General features: G+C 50.1%; 20 protein-coding genes. All 20 read left to right on the forward strand.

Features of this window, described 5'->3' with window-relative positions; translation table 11 throughout:
• Window positions 1–9 precede the first annotated feature (9 nt).
• The 20 genes from hisC (at window position 10) to H045_RS04695 (ending at window position 24,397) form a co-directional block, all read left to right on the forward strand.
• Window positions 10–1,122 (forward strand): histidinol-phosphate transaminase, encoded by a 1,113-nt coding sequence (hisC, locus tag H045_RS04600; protein ID WP_015371564.1) that lies wholly within the window; start codon window positions 10–12, stop codon window positions 1,120–1,122.
• Window positions 1,123–1,150: 28 nt separating this feature from the next.
• Entirely contained in the window at window positions 1,151–3,361 is a 2,211-nt protein-coding gene (locus H045_RS04605; RefSeq protein ID WP_015371565.1) for a bifunctional prephenate dehydrogenase/3-phosphoshikimate 1-carboxyvinyltransferase, read from the forward strand.
• On the forward strand, window positions 3,358–4,047 hold the full coding sequence (gene cmk, locus H045_RS04610) for a (d)CMP kinase (RefSeq protein ID WP_015371566.1): 690 nt from the start codon (window positions 3,358–3,360) through the stop codon (window positions 4,045–4,047). Before H045_RS04605 ends, cmk begins: the two co-directional genes overlap by 4 nt.
• A gap of 119 nt (window positions 4,048–4,166) precedes the next feature.
• Window positions 4,167–5,858 (forward strand): 30S ribosomal protein S1, encoded by a 1,692-nt coding sequence (gene rpsA / locus H045_RS04615; protein ID WP_003235361.1) that lies wholly within the window; start codon window positions 4,167–4,169, stop codon window positions 5,856–5,858.
• A gap of 160 nt (window positions 5,859–6,018) precedes the next feature.
• Complete coding sequence (locus tag H045_RS04620) at window positions 6,019–6,303, forward strand: hypothetical protein (RefSeq protein WP_003235363.1); 285 nt, start codon at window positions 6,019–6,021, stop codon at window positions 6,301–6,303.
• Window positions 6,304–6,424: 121 nt separating this feature from the next.
• Window positions 6,425–6,721, forward strand: a complete 297-nt coding sequence (ihfB, locus tag H045_RS04625) for an integration host factor subunit beta (RefSeq protein ID WP_003189779.1) — start codon at window positions 6,425–6,427, stop codon at window positions 6,719–6,721.
• A gap of 24 nt (window positions 6,722–6,745) precedes the next feature.
• Entirely contained in the window at window positions 6,746–6,988 is a 243-nt protein-coding gene (locus tag H045_RS04630) for a lipopolysaccharide assembly protein LapA domain-containing protein (protein ID WP_015371567.1), read from the forward strand.
• A 419-nt stretch (window positions 6,989–7,407) separates the two neighbouring features.
• Complete coding sequence (locus tag H045_RS04635) at window positions 7,408–8,745, forward strand: Wzz/FepE/Etk N-terminal domain-containing protein (protein WP_414860459.1); 1,338 nt, start codon at window positions 7,408–7,410, stop codon at window positions 8,743–8,745.
• Between the two features lie 478 nt (window positions 8,746–9,223).
• Complete coding sequence (tviB, locus tag H045_RS04640) at window positions 9,224–10,501, forward strand: Vi polysaccharide biosynthesis UDP-N-acetylglucosamine C-6 dehydrogenase TviB (protein WP_015371569.1); 1,278 nt, start codon at window positions 9,224–9,226, stop codon at window positions 10,499–10,501.
• 44 nt (window positions 10,502–10,545) lie between these two features.
• Window positions 10,546–11,571 (forward strand): NAD-dependent epimerase/dehydratase family protein, encoded by a 1,026-nt coding sequence (locus H045_RS04645; protein WP_015371570.1) that lies wholly within the window; start codon window positions 10,546–10,548, stop codon window positions 11,569–11,571.
• 50 nt (window positions 11,572–11,621) lie between these two features.
• On the forward strand, window positions 11,622–13,046 hold the full coding sequence (locus tag H045_RS04650; protein ID WP_041931436.1) for a lipopolysaccharide biosynthesis protein: 1,425 nt from the start codon (window positions 11,622–11,624) through the stop codon (window positions 13,044–13,046).
• A 79-nt stretch (window positions 13,047–13,125) separates the two neighbouring features.
• Window positions 13,126–13,959, forward strand: coding sequence for a glycosyltransferase family A protein (locus tag H045_RS04655; RefSeq protein WP_244159691.1), 834 nt, complete (start codon window positions 13,126–13,128; stop codon window positions 13,957–13,959).
• A gap of 49 nt (window positions 13,960–14,008) precedes the next feature.
• On the forward strand, window positions 14,009–15,232 hold the full coding sequence (locus H045_RS04660) for an O-antigen polymerase (RefSeq protein WP_015371573.1): 1,224 nt from the start codon (window positions 14,009–14,011) through the stop codon (window positions 15,230–15,232).
• Between the two features lie 10 nt (window positions 15,233–15,242).
• The gene (locus H045_RS25350; protein ID WP_208597734.1) at window positions 15,243–16,274 is read left to right on the forward strand and encodes a glycosyltransferase family 4 protein; all 1,032 of its coding nucleotides are present in this window, start codon (window positions 15,243–15,245) and stop codon (window positions 16,272–16,274) included.
• A 56-nt stretch (window positions 16,275–16,330) separates the two neighbouring features.
• Entirely contained in the window at window positions 16,331–18,217 is a 1,887-nt protein-coding gene (asnB, locus tag H045_RS04670; RefSeq protein ID WP_041931438.1) for an asparagine synthase (glutamine-hydrolyzing), read from the forward strand.
• Window positions 18,214–19,356 carry a glycosyltransferase family 4 protein gene (locus tag H045_RS04675; protein WP_015371576.1) on the forward strand — a complete coding sequence of 381 codons (1,143 nt, stop codon included), beginning with the start codon at window positions 18,214–18,216 and terminating at the stop codon, window positions 19,354–19,356. The genes asnB (H045_RS04670) and H045_RS04675 overlap by 4 nt, the downstream gene beginning before the upstream one ends.
• Window positions 19,356–21,311 carry an asparagine synthase (glutamine-hydrolyzing) gene (asnB, locus tag H045_RS04680; RefSeq protein WP_015371577.1) on the forward strand — a complete coding sequence of 652 codons (1,956 nt, stop codon included), beginning with the start codon at window positions 19,356–19,358 and terminating at the stop codon, window positions 21,309–21,311. The genes H045_RS04675 and asnB (H045_RS04680) overlap by 1 nt, the downstream gene beginning before the upstream one ends.
• Before the next feature lies 1 nt (window position 21,312).
• Entirely contained in the window at window positions 21,313–22,440 is a 1,128-nt protein-coding gene (locus H045_RS04685; RefSeq protein WP_041931439.1) for a glycosyltransferase family 4 protein, read from the forward strand.
• Window positions 22,441–22,544: 104 nt separating this feature from the next.
• Window positions 22,545–23,147, forward strand: coding sequence for a sugar transferase (locus tag H045_RS04690; RefSeq protein WP_015371579.1), 603 nt, complete (start codon window positions 22,545–22,547; stop codon window positions 23,145–23,147).
• 74 nt (window positions 23,148–23,221) lie between these two features.
• Window positions 23,222–24,397: a DegT/DnrJ/EryC1/StrS family aminotransferase gene (locus H045_RS04695; protein ID WP_015371580.1), complete on the forward strand. Its 1,176-nt coding sequence runs from the start codon at window positions 23,222–23,224 to the stop codon at window positions 24,395–24,397.
• Window positions 24,398–24,469 lie beyond the last annotated feature (72 nt).

A 24,469-nucleotide genomic window follows, 5' to 3' on the forward strand; every position in this document is an offset into this window, starting at 1 on the left:
GGCTTTGACATGAGTGGCAACTTCCTCGCCCTGGCGCAGCCGGGCGTGCAACAACTCTCGCCTTATGTGCCGGGCAAGCCTGTGGACGAACTGGCGCGAGAGTTGAATCTGGACCCCTCGAAGATCGTCAAACTGGCGAGCAACGAGAACCCGCTGGGCCCGAGCCCCAAGGTGCTGGCGGCGATTCGTGAAGAACTGACCGAGCTGACCCGTTACCCGGATGGCAACGGTTTTGCGCTGAAGTCGCTGCTGGCGCAAAACTGCGGTGTGGCGCTCGACCAAGTGACCTTGGGCAACGGCTCCAACGACATTCTTGAGCTGGTCGGCCGTGCCTACCTGGCCCCCGGCCTGAATGCGGTGTTCAGCGAGCATGCATTTGCGGTCTACCCCATCGTGACCCAAGCCGTTGGTGCAGATGCGCGGATCATTCCGGCCAGGGATTGGGGCCATGACCTGCCGGCAATGCTGGCGGCCATCGACGCGCAGACGCGCGTGGTGTTTATCGCCAACCCGAACAATCCGACTGGCACCTGGTTCGATGCGAAGGCGTTGAACGACTTCCTGCAAGACGTGCCCGAGCACGTGCTGGTGGTGCTCGACGAGGCCTATATCGAGTACGCCGAAGGCGGCGAGCTGCCAAATGGCCTCGACTTTCTTGCCGCCTACCCGAACCTGTTGGTGTCGCGCACCTTCTCCAAGGCTTATGGCCTGGCGTCGCTGCGCGTTGGCTACGGTTTGTCCACGGCGGTGGTTGCGGATGTGCTGAATCGCGTGCGCCAGCCCTTCAACGTCAACAGCCTCGCCCTGGCGGCAGCCTGCGCCGCGGTGAAGGACACTGAGTACCTGGAAGAAGGCCGTCGCATCAATGAGCGCGGCATGCTGCAACTGCAGGACGGTTTCCGTGAGCTGGGCCTGGGCTGGATTCCGTCCAGGGGCAATTTCATCTGTGTCGATCTCGGCCAGGTTGCGGCGCCGGTATTCCAGGGCCTGCTGCGCGAAGGCGTGATCGTGCGCCCGGTGGCCAACTATGGCATGCCGAACCACCTGCGTATCACCATCGGCCTGCCGGCCGAGAACGGTCGCTTCCTTGAGGCGCTGGCCAAGGTTCTGGCCCGTGGTTGATGTCACTGCATTGCAACCTGCTGTGCCTATGATCGGTCGCCTGGTGGTGGTCGGCCTGGGGTTGATCGGCGGCTCCTTTGCCAAAGGCCTGCGTGAAAGCGGGCTGTGCGGCGAAGTGGTCGGTGTGGATCTGGATCCGCAATCGCGCAGGTTGGCGGTCGAACTGGGCGTGGTCGACCGCTGTGAAGCGGACCTTGCAGTGGCTTGCCAGGGCGCGGATGTGATCCAGCTGGCGGTGCCGATCCTCGCCATGGAAAAACTGCTTGGGGTATTGGCCGGCATGGACCTGGGCCACGCGATTCTCACCGACGTGGGCAGTGCCAAGGGCAATGTGGTGCGCGCGGCGCAGCAGGCGTTTGGCGGCATGCCGGCGCGCTTTGTGCCGGGCCACCCGATTGCCGGCTCCGAGCAGAGCGGGGTGGAAGCCTCCAATGCACAGTTGTTTCGTCGGCATAAAGTGATTCTGACGCCGCTGGCGCAAACCGATCCGGCCGCGCTGGCGGTGGTTGATCGTTTGTGGCGCGAGCTGGGGGCGGATGTGGAGCACATGCAGGTCGAACGTCACGATGAAGTGCTGGCGGCGACCAGCCACCTGCCGCATTTGTTGGCGTTTGGTCTGGTGGATTCTCTGGCCAAGCGCAATGAAAACCTGGAGATCTTCCGCTACGCCGCTGGCGGCTTTCGTGATTTCACACGGATTGCCGGCAGCGACCCGGTGATGTGGCACGACATCTTTCTCGCCAATCGCGAAGCGGTGTTGCGCACCCTGGATACCTTTCGCAGTGATCTCGACGCCTTGCGCGACGCGGTCGATGCCGGAGATGGTCATCAGTTATTGGGCGTGTTCACCCGTGCGCGGGTGGCGCGCGAGCATTTCAGCAAGATCCTGGCGCGCCGGGCCTATATGGAAACCGCGGTGAGCGCTGAAGCGTTGGTCTTCGTGGCCAGCCCGGGTGGCCGCTTGAGCGGGCGCATCCGTGTGCCGGGCGACAAGTCGATCTCCCATCGCTCGATCATGCTGGGCTCGTTGGCCGAAGGGGTCACCGAAGTTGAAGGCTTTCTAGAGGGCGAAGATGCCCTGGCGACCTTGCAGGCTTTTCGCGACATGGGCGTTGTGATCGAGGGGCCGCATCATGGGCGCGTGACAATCCATGGCGTTGGCCTGCAGGGGCTGAAGGCGCCACCGGGTCCGATCTACCTCGGCAACTCCGGCACCTCGATGCGCCTGCTCGCCGGGCTGCTCGCGGCGCAGCGCTTTGACAGCGTACTGACCGGCGACGCCTCGCTGTCCCGGCGCCCGATGAACCGCGTGGCCCAGCCGCTGCGGGAGATGGGCGCGGTGATCGAGACAGGGCCTGAAGGGCATCCGCCGTTGAGTATCCGTGGCGGGCAATCGCTGAAAGGGTTGAATTACACGCTGCCGATGGCCAGCGCCCAAGTGAAGTCCAGCCTGCTGTTGGCGGGGTTGTACGCTGAGGGTAAAACGGCCGTGACCGAGCCTGCGCCGACCCGCGACCATACCGAGCGCATGTTGCGCGGTTTTGGTTGCCCGGTGGCGGTGGAGGGCGCGACAGCTTCGGTGGAGTCGGGTCATGGACTGAGTGCAGCGCATATAGAAGTGCCCGGGGACATTTCCTCGGCGGCGTTTTTCCTGGTGGCGGCTTCGATTGTCGAAGGCTCCGAGTTGCTGCTGGAGCATGTCGGCATCAACCCGACGCGCACTGGCGTGATTGATATCCTGCGGTTGATGGGGGCTGATATAGGCCTTGAAAACCAGCGTGAGGTGGGCGGTGAGCCTGTCGCGGATCTGCGGGTGCGTTCGGCTGCGTTGAAGGGGATTGAAATTCCTGAGGCACTGGTGCCGTTGGCGATTGATGAGTTTCCGGTGCTATTCGTGGCTGCCGCCTGTGCTGAGGGTAGAACGGTGCTGCGCGGTGCTCAGGAGCTGCGCGTGAAGGAATCCGACCGCATCCAGGTCATGGCCGATGGTCTGCTGATGCTTGGGGTGAAGTGTGAACCGACCCCCGATGGGATTATTATCGACGGCGGTGCGTTAAGCGGCGGTGAGGTGCAGGCCCATGGCGACCACCGGATTGCCATGGCCTTCAGCGTGGCTGGTCTGCGGGCTGCTGCGCCGATTCGTATCCATGACTGTGCCAACGTAGCGACGTCTTTTCCGAATTTTCTTACCCTGTGTGCCCACGTCGGCATGCGCGTTGCCCAAGAGGCTCAATTGTGAATATCAAAGCACCGGTGATTACCATCGACGGACCAAGCGGCTCGGGCAAAGGCACGATTGCCGGCATCCTGGCCAAGCGCCTGGGCTGGTGCCTGCTGGACTCCGGCGCGCTGTATCGCCTGCTGGCGTTTGCCGCACGCAACCATGGCGTCGACCTCACCAACGAAGAGTCCCTGACGCTGCTGGCGGCGCATCTGGATGTGCAGTTCGTCGGCGCAACCGAGGGTCATCCGCAGCGCATCATCCTCGAAGGCGATGATGTGACCGACGACCTGCGTAACGAGCAGGTGGGCTCGTGGGCGTCCCAGGTCGCCGCGCTGCCGGCGGTGCGTGATGCCTTGCTGCAGCGCCAGCGTGCTTTTCAGGAGCCGCCAGGCTTGGTGGCGGATGGCCGCGACATGGGCACCGTTGTGTTTCCTGAAGCGCCGCTGAAGATTTTTCTGACAGCCAGTGCCGAGGAGCGAGCGCGCCGCCGTTACTTGCAGTTGAAGGGCAAAGTCGATGGTGTTAGTCTGTCGAGTCTGCTAGATGAGATCCGTGCACGCGATGAGCGTGATACCCAGCGTGCGGTAGCCCCGCTCAAGCCGGCGGCTGACGCCATACAGCTGGATTCAACGGAGCTTTCCATCGAGCAGGTGCTGGAACGCATCATGAGTGAAATCGCCATTCGCGATATTGCCGGATGACCAAGAAGGCTGCAGGGGACCAGTCAAAGTCCTGCGGTGCTTCTTCTAAATGAAACTGACCCACACCGTCTGGGGTGTGGAGATGGGCGTATTCTTCGCCCTTATCAACAGGAATTAAAATGAGCGAAAGCTTTGCGGAACTCTTTGAAGAAAGCCTAAAAACCCTGAACCTTCAGGCAGGCTCCATCATCACCGGTGTTATCGTTGATATCGATTACCAAGCTCGTTGGGTAACCGTTCACGCTGGTCTGAAGTCTGAAGCTCTGATCCCGCTGGAACAGTTCTACAACGATGCTGGCGAGCTGAACATCAACGTCGGTGACGAAGTTCACGTTGCTCTGGACTCGGTTGAAGACGGTTTCGGTGAAACCAAGCTGTCCCGTGAAAAAGCCAAGCGCGCTGAATGCTGGATTGTTCTCGAAGCAGCCTTCGCAGCTGAAGAAGTGGTCAAGGGCGTTATCAACGGTAAGGTTAAAGGCGGCTTCACTGTCGACGTTAACGGCATCCGTGCGTTCCTGCCAGGTTCTTTGGTCGACGTCCGTCCAGTGCGCGACACCACGCACCTGGAAGGCAAGGAACTCGAATTCAAGGTCATCAAGCTCGATCAGAAGCGCAACAACGTTGTCGTTTCCCGTCGTAGCGTCCTGGAAGCAGAGAACTCCGCCGAGCGTGAAGCTCTGCTGGAATCCCTGCAGGAAGGCCAACAAGTCAAAGGTATCGTCAAAAACCTCACCGATTACGGCGCATTCGTCGATCTGGGTGGCGTCGATGGCTTGCTGCACATTACCGACATGGCCTGGAAGCGTATCAAGCATCCTTCCGAAATCGTCAACGTTGGCGACGAGATCGATGTCAAGGTTCTGAAATACGATCGCGAACGCAACCGTGTTTCCCTGGGCCTGAAGCAACTGGGTGAAGATCCATGGGTTGCTATCAAAGCTCGTTACCCGGAAAGCACTCGCGTTACCGCGCGTGTAACCAACCTGACCGACTACGGCTGCTTCGCTGAGCTGGAAGAAGGCGTGGAAGGCCTGGTACACGTTTCCGAAATGGACTGGACCAACAAGAACATCCACCCTTCGAAAGTCGTACAAGTCGGCGACGAAGTGGAAGTTATGGTTCTGGACATCGACGAAGAGCGTCGTCGTATCTCCCTGGGTATCAAGCAGTGCAAATCCAACCCATGGGAAGATTTCTCCGGCCAGTTCAACAAGGGCGATAAAATCTCCGGCACCATCAAGTCGATCACCGATTTCGGTATCTTCATTGGTCTGGACGGCGGCATCGACGGCCTTGTTCACCTGTCCGACATCTCCTGGAACGAAGTCGGCGAAGAAGCTGTTCGTCGTTTCAAGAAGGGCGACGAGCTGGACACCGTTATCCTGTCGGTTGATCCAGAGCGCGAGCGCATCTCCCTGGGTATCAAGCAACTGGAAAGCGATCCGTTCTCTGAATTCGTTCAGGACAACGACAAAGGCGCCATCGTTAAAGGCATCGTGAAAGAAGTTGACGCTAAAGGCGCCATCATCACGTTGGCCGACGATATTGAAGCGACTCTGAAAGCCTCCGAAATCAGCCGTGACCGCGTTGAAGACGCGCGCAACGTTCTGAAAGAAGGCCAGGAAGTAGAAGCCAAGATAATCAGCGTTGACCGCAAGAGCCGTGTAATCCAGCTCTCCATCAAGTCGAAAGACGATGCTGAAGAGAAAGAAGCCATCCAGAGCTTGAAAGACAAGCCTTCGGATAGCATCGCTGCTGGTCCTACCACTCTGGGCGACCTGTTGCGTGCACAAATGGAAAAACAGAACTAAGTTCTGTCAGACCATAGAAAAGGGGCGACTTCGGTCGCCCTTTTTTGTGCCTGAAATTCGTTGAATCATCCTTGGAGGGCTCTGGTCTACAGGTCGTTGTCAGAACTGGCTATAGTCATTGTAAAAGCGCTCTCGGCGTTTTGTTTCAGTAAGGACTTGAATGAACAAGCTTATTGTGGTGCTCGTATTGGTGGTGCTGTCAGGATGTTCCGTCACCAGCGCAAAAACGCACGTCAAGCGCGGCGTGAGTGGGATAGAGATCGACTGCTCTGGCCTTGGCGGTAATTGGGAGAAGTGCGAGAAGCGCGCTGCTCGCGAATGCAAGATGCAGGGCTATAAGGTGGTCACGCGGTCCAGCGATGCTAAGGATGAGGAGGGCGATTACTTGTTCGGTTGGAATCCTGCCGGTGCAGTCACTCGAACCATGCTGGTGATCTGTAAATAAGCTCACGTGTGGTCTCGGATTAACCTGCACATAAGTTATTGTATAGGCTGTTCAAATTCATCAAGTCATGCTAAAACCTTCGAAGCGCTTTTCCTAGCTGCTTGAAAAAGAAGGGAAAAATATGACGAAGTCGGAGTTGATCGAACGAATTGTCACCCATCAGGGGCTGCTCTCATCCAAGGATGTTGAGCTGGCTATCAAGACCATGCTTGAGCAAATGTCCCAGTGCCTGGCTACCGGAGATCGCATCGAGATCCGTGGCTTCGGCAGTTTCTCCCTGCACTACCGTGCCCCCCGCGTTGGCCGCAATCCAAAGACAGGCCAATCCGTCAGCCTTGACGGTAAATTCGTCCCTCACTTCAAGCCGGGCAAAGAGTTGCGCGACCGGGTGAACGAAGAAGAGGAAGAGGGCGTCTGAGTGTTTTTGGAGTAGGAGAAGGTTATGCGTGGGGTTAAACGCGTTGTTGCGGTGTTTGCAGTGCTGATTGTTGCTTTGGTAGTGCTGGCGTTTGTATTGGAAAATCAGCAGGGCGTATCGCTTTCGTTTCTGGGGCAGGCTACTGGGGAGCTGCCGGTTTCGGTGTTTGTGGTGGTGGCGTTGATTGTAGGGATGTTGGTAGGGCCGTTGCTGGGTGTTGTGGTAGGTCGTCGTGATCGTGTCTCTGTCGCAGAGAGGCGAAGCTGAAGCGTACTCTCGCTTCTTTGGGCTGGTCTGAGTAAAGGATTTTAGGACCGTCTGTCAGAAAATGTCGCTCGTGGAAATGCTCAAGTGCTCAGTCTTTTTTCTAATTGAGAGTGCTTCAATGGCTGGCATTCCGTTAAATCATTGGTTGCCATCTTCAGATCTGAAATTTTCCCTACGCCTCCTTGTCGCTCAGCATAACTGATAGAGATTTGCCCGGCTTTGTAAGTAAAGACCTACAGACATGTCAAGGCTTGTAATAAACCAAAGAGATGGCAAAATGAAATCTGTTCTCGATAACAGGCAGTTTGTGCGCTCGGAATTTGGCAGAGACGCTCGGTTCAGGCGATCATCCAATTAGAAAAAACACATTTTGTCTGCATAACGAGCCCGCAGTTTCTTCTTGAAGGCAGGTTTTTGTTGTGAGTAGTAGTCTTCGCGTCACCCCGGTGCATCTTGCGGGAAAATTTGGCCTTGAAATGCTTTTTCAGGGGCTGTGGCAAAATAAGGTTCTAATTTTTGCTGTCGTTGTGCTTGTCGGCGCTCTGTCGGCCGTTTACGCCTTTTTAGTTACGCCAGAGTATCAAGTGACCAGCATGCTGCGCCCTGCCGCAATTAACGAGTTGGACGCTTTGAATAGGTCTGAAGTTTATACGCTTCCACCGGCGCAAGCGTTGATTAAAGTGGGGGAGGCGCTTGAGTCTTACGATATTCGTCTTGGTTTCTTTCGCTCGCATCAAAATCTGTTCAAGGCTTTCTCGCGCCCAGGGAGAACATTGGAGCAGAGTTTTGAGGAATTCAACAAAAATTCAATAAATCTTGAAGTTCCGGATCCCAAGAAAGCGGACGCACTAAGCAACTACATTAAGCTTGAAATGACCTATCCCAAGGGAGTAGACGGGGTCTCTATTCTCAATGGGTTTATCGAATACGCAATTAATGCGGAGCGGCAACAGATTGCTGCTGACTTGAGTGTGATTGTTAAAAATCGATTAACGGAAATTGAAGGAAAGTTAAGCGCGGCTCGCTCAAGTTACGAAATGGATAAAGAGGCCAAGATTGCAAAGTTGGCCGAGAAAGATGTGCTTCATCGTGCTCAATTGCAAGATGAGCTCAAGGCGTTGCGCGCTCAGCTAACGGCCGTTCGTAGCGATCGACTGGCTTTGTTGGGTGAGTCCATTGCAATTGCTAAATCACTTGGAATACAAAAACCATCTACGCTTTCGTCATTAGGTGATAAAACCAATAATCGGTCATCCAACGTGATTCGTACCGAAATCAATAATCAGCAAGTCCCTCTGTACTTCATGGGGGTCGAGGCGCTGGAGGCAGAGCGTAGCGCTCTGCTACAGCGCAAGAGTGATGACTTTACCGATGTCCGTATCGCGCAAATCGCCAAGGACCTTCAATTGCTGCAGTCTAATCGCGAGATTGAGTTGCTGAATAATCGTAAGAACGAAGATCTGTTTTTAAGTAATGTTGCGCCTCTTCGGGGTGAGCAGGCCCGGCTCCGTAGTCTGAATCTTGATATGGCGCAGTTGAAATTGGTCGTCATAGATAAGCTGGCGCTCGAGCCGATTAAGCCGATTAAACCGAAAAAAGTTCTTATTCTGCTGTCCGGTCTGATTTTGGGTGGAGTCCTCGGTGTTTTGATCGCCCTGGCGCGTTCACTGCTGTTAATTAGGCGCAATGCCGCAGTTGATAGAGCGGCGCACTCACAGCATGCCGTGATCGCAGAGCCAGCAAAAATTGAGCGGTGAGCTGGCATCAGGGCTATCACGCGCTCTGGCTCAAGGCGTTGACTTGCTGATCTGAGACCAAAACGATCACGCATTCGGGCCGCTGGTAGCAGATCTGGCTTTGGCGGATTCATATGGTGAAGTTAATGTAGCGCCAACGCTTATTTGGTGAGTCATCTCGTAGTATGCTTGCCACGCGTCTTCGCTCTGGCGTATGGAGCAATTACGAAGTTTTTTGCAGCGAATTGCACTTGAAAGGCTAAACTCGACGAAACCGTCCGGGTGCGGGCATGGCATAGTGATATTAGCTGTGGCGTTCACGATGTTGCCGTGACGCCCAGCTGGCGCGCAAAGAGTGTCAGCAAGTCGTTGGGATTTCTCGCCGATGGGTGAGATAGGCCTGCGAAGCCTGTTGTCAGAGGTCTTGATTCACAGGATGTTGAAGTATTCAGTGCTGAAGATGGTTCAGTGAAATTTTATTTTTTATTAGGCTTTGATTATGCAAAAACTGGAAGATATTAAGCTCGCCATTATAGGTCTTGGATATGTTGGCTTGCCCCTTGCGGTGGAGTTTGGCAAGCATCGGACGGTGGTTGGGTTTGACATCAACCAGCCGCGTATCGAGGCCCTGAGAGCAGGGCACGACGCCACGTTGGAAGTGAGCGATGAGGAGTTGAAGCAGGCCGGTAAGCTCAGCTTCAGTTTTAATCTGGACGAATTGTCCAGCTGCAATACGTTCGTCGTGACAGTGCCTACGCCGATTGATGAGTACAACCAGCCAGACCTTACTCCACTGATCAAAGCGTCAGAAAGTATCGGTAAGGTACTGAAGAAAGGCGACTTGGTTATTTATGAGTCGACCGTCTATCCCGGCGCAACCGAAGAAGACTGTGTGCCCATACTTGAGAAGTTTTCAGGATTAAAATTCAACGTCGATTTTTTTGCCGGATACAGCCCTGAGCGTATTAATCCGGGAGACAAGGAGCATCGTGTCACTACGATCAAGAAGGTGACTTCCGGATCTACACCTGAGATCGCTGACCTAGTGGATGCTCTTTACAACCAGATCATTATTGCGGGCACGCACAAGGCAAGCAGCATTAAAGTTGCCGAAGCTGCAAAGGTTATTGAAAACACACAGCGCGACTTAAACATCGCTCTAATCAATGAATTGGCCATTATTTTCAATAAAATGGGTATTGATACGGAGTCAGTGCTCCAGGCTGCGGGTACGAAATGGAATTTCCTGCCATTTCGGCCTGGCTTGGTGGGCGGTCACTGCATCGGCGTCGACCCCTACTACTTGACTCACAAGGCTCAGTCCATCGGCTATCACCCCGAAATCATTCTCGCGGGTCGTCGTCTCAATGACGGAATGGGCGCGTATGTGGTCTCCCAGTTGGTAAAAACGATGGTTAAGCGCCGTATTCATGTCGATGGCGCTCGTGTACTGATTATGGGCCTGGCGTTCAAGGAGAACTGCCCGGACCTGCGTAACACGCGAATCGTGGATATTGTCAATGAGTTGAAAGAGTACAATATTGCAGTGGATATTTATGATCCATGGGTCAGCCCTGAAGAGGCCAACCGTGAATATGGCATAACGCCTATTGCCGAACCGGGCACTGATGTCTATGACGGTATTGTGCTGGCCGTTGCACATAATGAATTCAAGGCACTGGGCGCTGAAAAAATTCGCAAGTTTGGTAAGTCTGAGCATGTTCTTTACGATCTAAAATATCTGCTGAGTCGTGAAGAGTCTGATATTCGTTTGTAATTTTATTTATGTGTTCTATTTTTCAATAAACGAAGAGCCAATTTATGTCCCGCTATGAAACGCTCCTGGAAACACTCAAGACCTCACCTAAAACGTGGTTGATCACTGGGGTGGCTGGATTTATTGGCTCCAATTTATTGGAGACCTTGCTTGGTCTGAATCAAGTTGTTGTCGGCCTTGACAACTTTGCGACGGGCCATCAGCGCAATCTCGATGAGGTTAAAGGTACGGTCGCTGCGCAGCAGTGGGCTCGTTTTAGCTTCATCGAAGGTGATATCAAGGTATTGGATGACTGTCAGCGCGCATGTGGAGGGGTGGATTACGTATTGCACCAGGCGGCGCTTGGGTCGGTACCACGTTCCCTCAATGACCCAATCGCTACAAATGCTACCAATATTGATGGCTTCCTTAACATGTTGGTGGCGGCCAGGGATGCGCAAGTAAAAAGTTTCACTTACGCTGCCAGTAGTTCTACTTACGGAGATCACCCGGGTTTGCCGAAAGTGGAAGACGTTATTGGCAAACCACTCTCCCCATACGCAGTTACCAAATATGTCAACGAGCTCTACGCTGATGTTTTCGCAAAGTGTTATGGCTTTGATACTATTGGTCTTCGGTATTTTAATGTTTTCGGTAAGCGTCAAGACCCTGAGGGAGCATATGCAGCAGTGATACCCAAATGGGCTGCCTCCATGATCAATGACGAAGACGTTTTTATCAATGGCGATGGCCAAACGAGTCGGGATTTTTGTTTTATCGAAAATACCGTCCAAGCTAACTTGTTAGCTGCCACCACTACAGATTCGACCTCACGTAATCAGGTTTACAACGTTGCAGTCAGCGGTCGAACAGATCTAAATATGCTGTTTACTTCTCTACGTGACGCATTGGCGAAAAATGGGATTAAATATGATAAGCCACCAGTGTATCGGGATTTTCGAGCGGGGGACGTTCGCCATTCGCAAGCAGATATCAGCAAAATAAAAAATAAACTTCAGTATGAGCCGCATTTTAACATCGTTGAGGGTGTTGAAAAAGCTATGCCATGGTACGTACAGTTTTTGAGTTAAAGTTATTTTTGACTATATGTACGTATAAATGGTAGATAGGGGGCAACAAGTTGCTAGCAAAACACGGGGCCGCTTATCTGGTCGTAAAGTTGATACCAGCAATATTGTCTCTTTCGGGGTTGGTGATTTTTACGCGTATTTTGACGCCTGCTGAGTACGGAGTTTATTCGCTCACTATCTTGGTTGCTGGTGTCGGTAATGCGGTATTACTACAATGGTTAAGCTTGGGCGTCGGCAGGTATCTTCCTGCCGCAGGTGACAAAGAGGATGAAAATAGGCTGCTAACGACTGCAAAATCGATTTCATTTACTGTTTTTGTTGTTGTTATTGTTTTGTCACTTGGTTGCGCAGCCCTAGGTGGGTTTTCAAAATTTTCAATAATATTCTGGGTTGTCGGTTTTTTATTTGCGGTTCAAGGTTGGCATGAACTTAACTTAAAAATTTTAAATACGTCATTAAAACCTTTTGATTATGGGAAGGTACTCATTGTAAAAAGTGCGGTTGGCTTTTTTTTATCTGTGCTTGCAGCTTACCTGGGCTTTGGTGTCGCAGGTATATTGGTCTCTATTATAGTGGGTTCAATGATGGCTTGCATAATCAGCAGGCAGATATGGAATGGCTTACCTTGGTTTTATATTGACAGGGGTTACTTGGGTAAATTATTCGCTTACGGCGCTCCGTTAACGGTTACTTACCTCCTGATATTTATCATTGATGCATCTGATAGGTTTTTTATCGAGCGCATGGTGGGTGTTGAGGCTGTTGGCGTATATTCAGCATCGTATGAGCTGAGCCAGTATTCAATCGGCATGCTGACATCCGTCGTCCATTTGGCTGCCCTGCCATTGGTGATAAATGCATTGGCTAAAGAAGGCTTGCTGGCGGCGGGTTTAAAACTACGACAGACTTTTTCATTAGTTTTTGCGGTTGCTGTACCATTGTCGGCAGGGATGGCGTTGACCGCCCCTGATATAGCATATTCTATACTCGGAGATAAGTTTAGAGTGGGCGCTACTGTAATCATACCTTGGATCGCGTTGGCTATGTTTTTAAGTACAATGAAATCATATTACTTCGATTATGCATTTCAGTTGTCAGGATCTACTCGAATGCAGATGGGTATTGTGTTCGTAAGTGCGATCGTGAATGTTGTCTTCAACTACTTCTTAATTGCTGCGTATGGTGCTACAGGCGCAGCGATTTCGACGGTGATCGCTTTTCTTGTTTCCTTGATACTAAGCTGGATTCTAGGGTTGCATGTATTTGCCATGCCGCGCCTCCCCTATAAAAATGCGGCGCAAGTCATACTTGCTGTGGTCGTTATGGCTGTAATTGTAAGTAGCATTAATCTTGAGCTTTCTTTATTTTCCTTTTTCTTAAAGGTCATTTTGGGTGGTGCGGCCTATATAGCTGTGTTACTAGTGTTTAATGCGCGATATTTGATTGCCAATGTTCCAGTATTTTTAAAAAAATAATCACTGAGTGTTAGGGGGGATTTTGCCATATTTTACAGTGTTTACGCCGACATATAATAGAGCGTATATTTTGAGTCATGTGTATGAGTCGCTTAAGGCTCAAACCTTTCAAGATTTCGAGTGGCTTATTATAGATGATGGTTCCACCGATGGAACGCGATTACTTGTCGAAGAATGGATGCAAGAGAAAAAGTTAAATATTCGTTACATTTATCAAAATAACAAAGGTAAGCACGCGGCGCATAATAATGCGGTCGAGAATGCAAAAGGCTATTTGTTTTTGGTTTTTGATTCTGATGATAGGTGCGTTAGCACAGCTCTGGAACGATTGAAGTTTTATTGGGAGGATATTAGCCCATTGCAGAGAGAGCAGTTCTCAACGCTTTCAGTTTTATGCATGGACGATAATCATAATGTTTTAGGTCACGAGTATCCAAATTATATATGTGATGTTGCTGATCCTGACCTGCAGCGGCAATACCGTTCCACTGGAGATAAGTGGGGCGTTAATGTCACAGATATATTGAAGCAATATAAATTTCCAATCATCGAAGGTGAGCGATTTATTGCGGAAAGCATCGTTTGGAATAGAATATCACTTGCCTATTCTGCTAGATTTGTTAATGAAAAGTTATGCGTAAAGGTTTATCGCAGTGACGGGCTTACGCAGTCCTCGGTGCGAGTCAGAGTTAACAATCCTCGTGGCACCAGCATGGTGTACCTTGAAGAGTTTAAGGTGCTGAGGGGGCTCGTTTATAGGTTTAAGTCGGCTATTAATTACGTTCGATTTGCCCTAAGGACAAAAAAAGTGGAAATAATTTTTCCAAGTTATAAGTCCTCGCTGTTGATGATTTGTGCGCTGCCCGTGGGCTTTGTTTTTTATCTTGTTGATTCCTATCGAGTGAAGAAGTAGGTGTCAGGTTGTGGGGTTTTGTCGACTGTTTATCAGAGGTTGAGGCGATATGTATAGCTTTATAGCAGGCTTTACTCTATTGATAGTCGCAACTATATCGCGTGTAACTATAAAAGATGCGTTCCATCCATCTTTTATATTTCCTGCTATTTGGGGTGTTGGATTATGCTTAATAGCCTTCACTCCTTTATTAGGTTTTTATGCCGTTGAGTCTGAGGCGCTGCTGATTTTTATTTTGGGTGGTATGATATTTAGTGCGGTCTCTATTTGTATAACCTTTTTTGCCAAGAATTTCGTGTACGAAGGTTTTTTTTATCGCACACTTAATTTTAATGGTTTATTTTTCCTTTTTGCTTTTTCGCATCTTCTGGTTTTACCGGTTGCTTACAGTGATTTATCTGCGCTCGGTTCTGACTTTGAGCAAATATCATATAACGCAAGGGCAATGACGGTCGCTGGAGAGTCAATATTTGGCCGTCTAACAGCAAACTATCTGCTTCTAGGGCTGGTAATAATTCCGTTATTCACAATAGCCTTGGCTCAGAGAAGAATAGGATGGCTGAAGTATCTTGTAATCGCTTTACCATGGTGTGCTCTAATCTTAGTTGGTAGCGGCAGGGCTGGGTTGGTTCAGATGTTGTTAGGCTTGGTATTTATTTATCGAGTTGTAAATAAAAAACTTCCTATTAAGATAATGGTGTACTTGGGGTTGTTGCTTTTGATAATTTTATTTGTTGGCGCTATCGCAACAAATAAAATTAATGTTAGCTCAGATGAAAGTTTGGGCGAAATTATTTTTATAATGCTAAAGCATGTAGCAAGTTATGCCCTGCAAGGGCCAATCCTGTTTTCACTGTATTTTGATGGTGCCGTTCAAGTCTTCGAAAATTGGAGCCCCTTTATATCGGTTTGTCACTTACTGTCCATGTTTCAGTTATGCACGCCTTCAGCCATGCACGCCGAGTTTAATTTGTACGGTGATGGATTAGATGGTAATGTTTATAGTTTGTATTTCTCCATTTTTCCTGGATTTGGTGTTATGGGTGTAGTTTTTTTCATAGCACTATATTCCGCAGCTTCAACCTATGCTTATTTGAAGGCTAAGCAAGGCCACGTTTTCTACATGGTTATTTCGGCTTACTTATATTCGGCGATTGTCCTGTCATTGTTTTCGGATAATTTTTTGCCTTCGTTATGGTTCTTTATTAAGGTCTTTGTGATTGTGATTTTTGTTTTGTTATTTTTTTCAAAAAACCAATTTCACAAGGGCTAGGGTTAAATTTATGAAAAAAGAAATTTCGGTTATGGCATTCACGCAGGGCGAAAAGGTGCCAAGTACACGGTTTAGAGTGGACTATTTAAAATGTGGATTAAAAGAAAAAAAAATAAAAATCAATATCTCTAACGCTTATGAAAGTGCTTATCCGCCCAGTGAGCGTAAGCAAAGATTGCTTTGGGCTATCAAAGAGTTTTGCTCCAGGCTTTTTGGTGTCTGCAAAAGTTTCAAATTTGATGTGGTTATATTGCAGAGGGAGATGATTTCGACGATACCTACTCTGGAGAGGTTTACCAAAAAACCACGAATTTTAGATGTTGATGACGCAATTTGGGTACGCCGAGATGGATGGGCGGCCAATGCGATTGCGAAACACGTTGATCATATAGTTTGTGGAAATACTTATATCGCCGACTATTTTCGTAGGTTTGGCAAGCCAATAACTGTTATTTCCACTCCGGTTAATATTGATAGGTTTTTTCCTTTAAAAAAAGATTGCGTTGCCAAGATAATTGGATGGTCTGGAACGTCCGGAGGTTTCAAGTTTTTATATGATATAGAAGATGTCCTGGCTCAGGTGCTTAAGGATAATCAAGGTTGGAGGTTGCGCATTGTTTCTGATCAGTACCCGCGCTTCAACAAAATACCTGATGAGTCGGTTGAGTTTGTACAGTGGGCAGTGGAGAATGAAGTCAACTCAATCGCCACTATGGATATTGGGCTGATGCCACTGGATGATACTGAATGGTCGCGAGGCAAGTGCAGCTATAAGATGTTACTTTATATGGCTTGCGGTGTTCCGGTCGTTGTATCTGACTTTGGTATGAATAGCGAAATTTTAAAAAATGGGTTTGTCGGTTATGGAGCCATTACGCCTGCTGAATGGTATAGCTCTTTAAACGCATTGATTAATAGTCCGCTAGACAGAGATCTTGCGGGTCAGCATGCCAGAGATATCGTTGTAAAAAAATATTCCCAATATCAGGCTTTTAATGAATGGGAGAGAGTGATCAGAGAGACTGCTGAAAAAAGCCGCTAATGAAGAAGTAAATTTATACTGTTTGCCTGAAAAATTAATTAGGGAAGGGTTTCGTAGTGTGTGGAATAGCCGGTTACTTTCATTCGAAGCCGTCCTATATAACTGATCGTCATGTCGTTCAGATGGTTAAGGCCATAAATAAGCGTGGCCCCGACGGTTCTGGAACATGGACTGATAATGCCCAGGTTGTATTAGGTCATGCTCGTCTGGCTATTCAGGACCTCTCACCCGCAGGCCATCAGCCGATGCAAAGCGCGAATGGCCGTTATGTGATCGCGTTCAACGGCGAAATTTACAATCATCGGACCCTCCGAAAATCACTCGAAATCCATTCCGAGGCGCCTGTTTGGCGCGGGCACTCAGACACGGAGACTCTTTTAGCATGCTTCAACAGCTGGGGGGTCGAGAAAACGCTTCAAGCTACAGTGGGAATGTTTGCTATCGCTTTGTGGGATCGTGTAGAAAATAAGCTTGTGCTTGCACGTGACCGACTGGGTGAAAAGCCGCTTTATTGGGGGTGGTTGGGTGATATTCTGGTTTTCGGGTCTGAGCTTAAAGCGCTTAAACAACATCCCGATTTCGAAGCAGCTATTGATAGGGACGCGTTAGCTTTATACCTCCGCCATAATTATGTACCGGCCCCTTATAGTATATATAAAGGTATAGAAAAACTCATGCCTGGTCAATATGTCAGTATTGCCTTGGGCCAAAACAGAAAGTCGGTTAAACCAGCATATTTTTGGACGTACAATGAAGCTGTTGTAAGGGGGTTGGATCAGCCCCTGATTGGCAGCGAAACTTCCATTGTAAACGCTCTTGAATTTCAGCTAGATGAAAGTGTCGGAATGCAAATGCTATCCGATGTGCCACTAGGCGCGTTTTTAAGCGGCGGCGTCGACAGCAGCCTAATTGTTGGGCTGATGCAGAAACAAAGTCAGCGGCCAGTCAAAACTTTCACCATCGGTTTCAGTGAGGCTGGCTTTAACGAGGCGGAACATGCCTTGGCTGTTTCCCGCCACCTGGGTACCGAGCATACGGAAATATACATTCAGCCTAAAGACGCTTTGGATGTTATTCCTCACTTGCCGGAAATTTATTGTGAGCCATTTGCCGATAGCTCACAGATTCCAACGTTTTTGGTTAGCCAGCTTGCAAAACAGCAAGTCACGGTTGCTCTGAGCGGTGACGCTGGCGATGAGCTGTTCGGCGGCTATAATCCTTATCAATTCACACCGCGGGCGTGGAATTACATCAGTAAATTGCCGGTCTCTTTACGGCGGTTGGCGGCGTCATCCCTGAAAGTTCTGCCGTTGGAAGGTAGGATCGAAAAGCTGGTGGATATTATGCACACCTCTACCCGAGAAGATTTTTATCGGCAGATGATCAGCCACTGGAAGGACCCCCTTATCGCGGTAAGAGGTGCGAAAGAGCCTGCAACGCTGTTGGATACACCCCCCAGCTGGCCCTTGGTTAAGTGTAGGTATGAAGAGTGGATGATGGCGATGGATGCGCAAACCTATATGGTCGACGATATCTTGGTAAAGGTTGATCGCGCCGCGATGGCCAATAGTCTTGAAACACGTGTTCCACTCTTAGATCATCGTGTTGTCGAATTCGCTTGGCGTATTCCCTTGCATTTGAAAATTCGTCAGGGTGTAGGCAAGTGGGTATTAAGAGAAGTGCTCTATCGGCATGTTCCTCGGCAGTTGATTGAACGTCCCAAAAAAGGATTTTCCATTCCTATCGCTTCTTGGTTGCGTGGACCATTGCGTGAGTGGGCGGAAAATCTGTTGAGCGAAAGCCGACTACGTCAGGAAGGTTATTTTCACCCAGCGCCTATCCGGTATATCTGGACGCAGCACCTTGCTGGACGTTCGGATTATTCAAGCAAGCTGTGGAGCGTTTTGATGTTCCAGGCGTGGCTGGAGGAGCAGGGCCGGTGAAAGTTACCCATATTATTGTTGGTCTTAATATCGGTGGCGCTGAGTTAATGCTGCGTCGACTCTGTGAGTCTTTCAACTCCAATTTCGATGACGAACACAGTGTCATTTCTTTAACGGATCTGGGCGAAGTCGGTTCATTGTTGCGTGCTCAGGGTGTTACCGTTGATACCTTAGGCATGCGAGGTGCCTGGGACGTTTTTAGCGCATTCAGCAAGCTTGTGCGTTTTTTACGGTCTACTAAGCCTGACGTGGTACAAACTTGGATGTATCACGCTGATTTGCTGGGCGGGCTCGCTGCACGTCGGGTCGGTATAAAGGCGGTTATCTGGGGGATCAGAACCACGGACGTTAGTAGAGGGGGAGGAAAGGCGACAATCGTTATTCGCAGACTTTGTGCGTGGTTTTCGTCGAGAGTGCCTAGCGTCATCGTCTGTGCTGCGCAAGCGTCGAGAGCGTCGCATGTCGCGGTAGGCTACTCCCCAGGCAGAATGACTGTCATTCCCAATGGGTTTGACCTGGACCGCCTGGTTGCTGTACCTCAAGAACGTGAAGCAATTCGATCGACCCACGGTATCGATGAGGATGATTTGGTTATTGGTAGTCTCGGACGTTATAACAAAGTTAAAGACCACTCCAGTTTCGTCAAGGCAGCCGGGTTTGTTGCCGCCCGATTTGCACATGTCAAGTTCCTGATGGTAGGTCGTGACGTGGATCGCGCCAACGAGGCGCTAATGGCCGAAATTATGGCAACTGGATACGCTGATCGGTTCGTGCTTCTGGGTGAGCGTCGTGATGTCCCTGCATGTTTTAAGGCGATGGATATATTTTGCCTGCACTCTCTCACCGAAGGCTTTCCCAATGTTTTAGGCGAAGCCATGAGTATGGCGTTGCCTTGCGTGACGACAGATGCCGGAGATGCTGCTTTTCTGCTGGGTGAAAATGGACTTGTCGTGCCAGTACAAGACCCTCTGGCATTGTCTGAGGCCTTGGCGAAGATTGCAGTGTTGACTGCCGACGAACGCTCAGCGATGGGACAGGGGGCCTATAAGCGGATCGTTGAAAATTTCACGATGAAATGTGCAGAGCATAAATTTAAAGCAATCTATGACAGTCTTTACTCAAATCAGGACATTCATTGATGTGTGGTTTTAGCGGGATTTTCCAAGCCGGTAATGATGATTTGGTCTCTGTCATTACCCGGATGAACGATGCCCTTACGCATCGTGGCCCCGACGATCGTGGAGTGTGGGTCGACGATAATGTGGGGTTGGCCCTCGGGCATCGACGCTTGGCAATTGTCGAGTTGTCGGAGGCTGGTCACCAGCCTATGTATTCCAGTTGCGGACGATTTGTAATTGCTTTCAATGGCGAGATCTATAACCACGCCGAACTCCGGCGGAAGTTGGACATTGAGGGGTTGTCGCCGCCGGTATGGCGAGGTAATTCTGATACCGAGGTACTGGTTACAGGCCTTGCTCGCTGGGGAGTCGAAAAGACCTTACAAGCTTCGGTGGGGATGTTTGCCTTCGCGCTGTGGGATAGGCAAGAACAAGTATTGACACTTGCGCGTGACCGGATGGGTGAAAAGCCTTTGTATTATGGCTGGCAGGACGACACTCTGCTTTTGGGTTCAGAGCTTAAGGCTATCAAGGCTTTCCCGCAGTTCATCTGGGAAGTGGATCGCAACGCTTTGGCGTTGTTGCTTCGTCACAACTGCATTCCGGCGCCTTACAGTATTTACAAAGGCATCGCGAAGCTTGAGCCTGGTCACTACGTAATGCTTGCACTGAACAATCTCCCTGCCGCGAAAGCCGCAGTCCCTCAGGCTTATTGGCGTTTCAATGACGCAGTTGCGAATGGCATCGCCAATCCCTTCCAGGGAACCCCCGAACAAGCGACGGATTTACTAGAGGCACAACTACGTTCCACTATTGGCCAGCAAATGCTTGCAGATGTGCCTTTGGGGGCGTTTCTGAGCGGCGGTGTTGATAGCAGCACAATCGTAGCTATGATGCAGGCACAAAGTACTCAGCCGGTTCTTACGTTCACTATAGGATTTGACGAAGGCGGTTATGACGAAGCTACACATGCCAAGGCTGTCGCCCGGCACTTGGGTACGCAACATACAGAGTTGTACGTGCGTCCTGAGGACGCATTAGCGATGATTGCGCGTCTACCCTCGATGTATTGCGAGCCGTTCAGCGATAGCTCGCAGATTCCTACGTTTCTGGTCAGCCAAATGGCCAGCAAGCATCTGAAGGTTGTATTAAGTGGTGACGGGGGAGACGAGCTCTTCGGCGGTTATAACCGGTACCTCACCGCCAAGAAGGTCTGGTCGAAAATGCAGCAGTTGCCGCCATTTGCCCGTCAATTAAGCGCCGAGCTGTTACGGTCACTTTCGCCCTCTAGCTGGGATACTCTGTTCCATATCTTCAAGCCATTGTTGCCTCGGCGTTTACATCTTAGTACGCCAGGTGATAAGGCGCATAAATTGTCTGAGGTTCTTAAGCTCGCCGACGGTCACGAGTTCTACCACCGGTTGAACAGTCACTGGGCCGATCCTGCTAGCGTCGTGATCGATGGTAAAGAGCCCAAAACCATTTTCACTGATTCTTCACGCTGGCCGCAAACCAATAGCTTTGAACATTGGATGATGGCAATGGATGCGCAAACCTATATGTCGGATGACATCATGGTTAAGCTTGATCGTGCAACCATGGCGGCTAGCATCGAGGGGCGTGTGCCGTTGCTTGACCATAGAATCGTCGAACTGGCTTGGCGTATGCCGCTTGATCTGAAAATTCGCAATGGGCAAGGCAAGTGGTTGCTGCGTGAGGTGTTGTATCGACATGTTCCCAAGGAACTTATCGAACGCCCGAAGCAAGGATTTGGCATTCCTCTGGACAGCTGGCTTCGAGGGCCTCTACGGGATTGGGCGGAGGAGCTTTTAAGCGAGGATCGGCTGCGTAGCGAAGGATATTTTCATGCAGAGCCTATCAGGCATAAATGGGCGGAGCATTTGAGTGGCAAAAAAAATTGGCAGCACCACCTCTGGGATATCCTAATGTTTCAAGCATGGCTGGCTGAGCAATAAAATGAAATTTTTTTTAATCGCAAGTTATGCTGACTCACTGATAAATTTTCGTGGTCCTTTAGTTGATGCGTTACGTGCACAGGGACAGGAGGTTCACGTTGCCGCTCCGGATATGCCTTTTGGCTCAGATGTTCGCGTGCACCTCGAGCAGAAGGGCGTAGTGGTGCACGAGATACCTCTAAGACGAGTGGGTATGAACCCATTTTCCGATCTAATGACTCTTTTTGCACTTTGTAAGCTGATGCGGGATATCAAGCCTGATTCGGTATTAGCCTATACAGTCAAACCGGTTATCTATGGTTTGTTAGCCGCGCGGATCATGAAGATAAAGCGCCGTTTCGCGCTGATTACGGGTTTGGGTTATGCGTTTCAGTCAGAGGATAACCAGGCTGTTAGCTCTCGAGGAATGCTTAAGATACTCGTTCAACGCCTGTACGCACTTGCTCTGAGCTTCGCAACACGGGTTTTCTTTCAGAACCCGGACGACGAAGCTCTTTTCAGGTATTTGCACTTGATCTCGGTTGATACACCATCGACTATTGTAAATGGTTCGGGTGTCGACGTTAACGATTTCAACGTTGCGTCCTTTCCAGAGCATCTCAGTTTTCTCCTGATTGCTCGACTACTGGGCGATAAGGGTATCCGAGAGTTTGTCAGCGCAGCGCGTGAGGTGAAATCTACACGCGCAGATGTGATGTTCAGGATCGTGGGATGGATTGATGAAAATCCTAACGCTATTCTCCGCGAGGAACTCGATGCGTGGATTGCAGAGGGCACAGTTGAATATCTGGGTCGGCTGAAAGATGTAAGGTCCGCCATTGCAAGCTCAAGTGTTTATGTTCTGCCCTCTTATAGGGAGGGTACGCCTCGAACTGTTCTGGAGGCTATGGCCATGGGACGGGCAGTAATTACAACTGATGCTCCTGGATGTCGGGAAACTGTGGTTGATGGTGTGAACGGGTTCCTGATTCCGGTCAAGAATGTCGATAAGCTTACTGCGGCCATGTTGAAATTTGCTGAGAACCCGCATCTTGTTTCTACGCTGGGTAGGAAGTCTCGTGAGCTGGCAGAACTTAAGTACGATGTTAAAAAAGTCAATGCAGCGATGTTGCAAGGCATGGAGATTTAATTATGATTTCCCGTTTCAGCTACACGTTATTCTCTAAAAAGTAGAAGCGTCTGGTTCATAAATATATTTTAATTGTTGCTTGTATAATATATGTCAGGTGGATAATGTTGAAGCGTTCATTAGATTTTTTAGTTTCGTTGTGTGCTCTGCTTTTATTGGCCCCGGTCATGGTCGTAATCGCTTGGTTGGTCAAGCGGAAGCTTGGTTCGCCCGTCCTTTTTAGTCAAGTCAGACCGGGGCTGAACGCGAAGCCATTCACGATGCTAAAGTTTCGGACGATGCGTGATGCGGTTGGCAGTGATGGCAAACCTTTGCCCGACTCAATGCGCATGACTCGGTTCGGCACCTTTCTACGCTCCAGTAGTATGGATGAACTTCCTGGCCTCTTTAATGTACTCAAAGGGGACATGAGCCTTGTTGGACCCAGGCCGCTTCTTATGGAGTACCTCCCTCTTTATAGCGCCGAGCAATATCGCCGTCATCATGTCAGGCCTGGTGTGACGGGATGGGCTCAGGTGAATGGCAGGAACTCTTTGAGCTGGGAGGAGAAATTTAAACTAGACGTATGGTATGTTGACAACCGGAACCTTTGGCTTGACATTAGAGTGGTTTTTTTGACGCTGAAGAAAGTCGTGGCCAGGGAAGGTATTAATGCAAGTGGTGAAGCAACAATGCAGCGGTTTACGGGCTCAAAGGAGCCTGAATAAATAGTGATGAATTTTTATGAGATTGAACTTTATAGTAATATGTCCTTTTCGGCATAAAAATTAGGATTCTGTGTATGTTGGGTACAACATTTTCTGCTTGGCCTTCCTTCAGTGAAGAAGAGGGCAACGCTGTTCGCGATGTTATCCTTTCAAATAAGGTAAATTATTGGACCGGCCAAGAATCCCGCCAATTCGAGGTTGAGTTCGCGGTCTGGGCTGGTACCAAATACGCGGTTGCGCTTGCCAATGGCACGGTCGCCTTAGATCTTGCGCTCAAGGCACTGGGAATAGGCAAGGGCGATGAAGTAATAGTAACGTCTCGAACCTTCCTGGCTTCAGTATCCAGTATCGTTAACGCTGGCGCCATTCCAATATTCGCTGACGTAGATCTGGACTCCCAGAACTTCACCGCTCATTCCATTGAAGCGGTCTTGACGCCTCGTACCCGGGCGTTGATCTGTGTGCATCTAGCCGGTTGGCCCTGCGACATGGATCCAATCATGGACCTTGCTCTGCAGCGGGGTCTAAAAGTAATCGAAGACTGCGCACAAGCTCACGGTGCTCACTATAGAGGGAGGCCTGTCGGCTCCATCGGTCATATAGGGGCTTGGTCCTTTTGCCAGGACAAAATCATGACTACCGGTGGTGAGGGTGGCATGGTTACGACTAATGACAAGGAGCTTTGGGCACGCATGTGGGCATATAAAGACCATGGAAAGAGCTGGAAGGCTGTTTATGAAAGCTCTCATCCTCCGGGTTTTCGCTGGCTGCACGAAAGTTTCGGCACCAACTGGAGAATGATGGAGGTTCAGGCTGTCATTGGTCGCATTCAATTGGCCAGAATGAAGGACTGGCAAGCTAGCCGCGCGAACAATCTTGAAGCTATATGGAATTCTGCCCGTCTCTTGCCAGCCTTGAGGGTGCCGGATTTCCCTAAAGGGGATGTGCACGCCGCTTATAAATGCTATGTATTCGTTCGGCCTGAATGCTTGAAGGAGGGATGGTCCCGTGATCGAATCCTCAGCGAAATAGTCTCGCGCGGGGTGCCTGCATTCTCCGGCTCTTGCTCGGAGGTATATCTTGAGAAAGCGTTTGATGATACCGGTTTACGGCCGCCATTCCGCTTGCCGAACGCCAGGGAGCTGGGTGAAACGAGTATGATGTTTTTAGTGCACCCGACCTTAGAAAATAGTGAGATTGAGCTGACGTGTAAGGTACTGACTGATGTAATGCAACAGGCTTCTGTTTAGTAGCTCCTTCGTTATAATACTGCGTTATTTGGCAATAAAAGCTTGGCTGGGAGCAAAAAGTGTACAAGGGAT

It is taken from the genome of Pseudomonas poae RE*1-1-14 (assembly GCF_000336465.1).
In the GTDB taxonomy this organism is placed as follows: Bacteria; Pseudomonadota; Gammaproteobacteria; order Pseudomonadales; family Pseudomonadaceae; genus Aquipseudomonas; species Aquipseudomonas poae.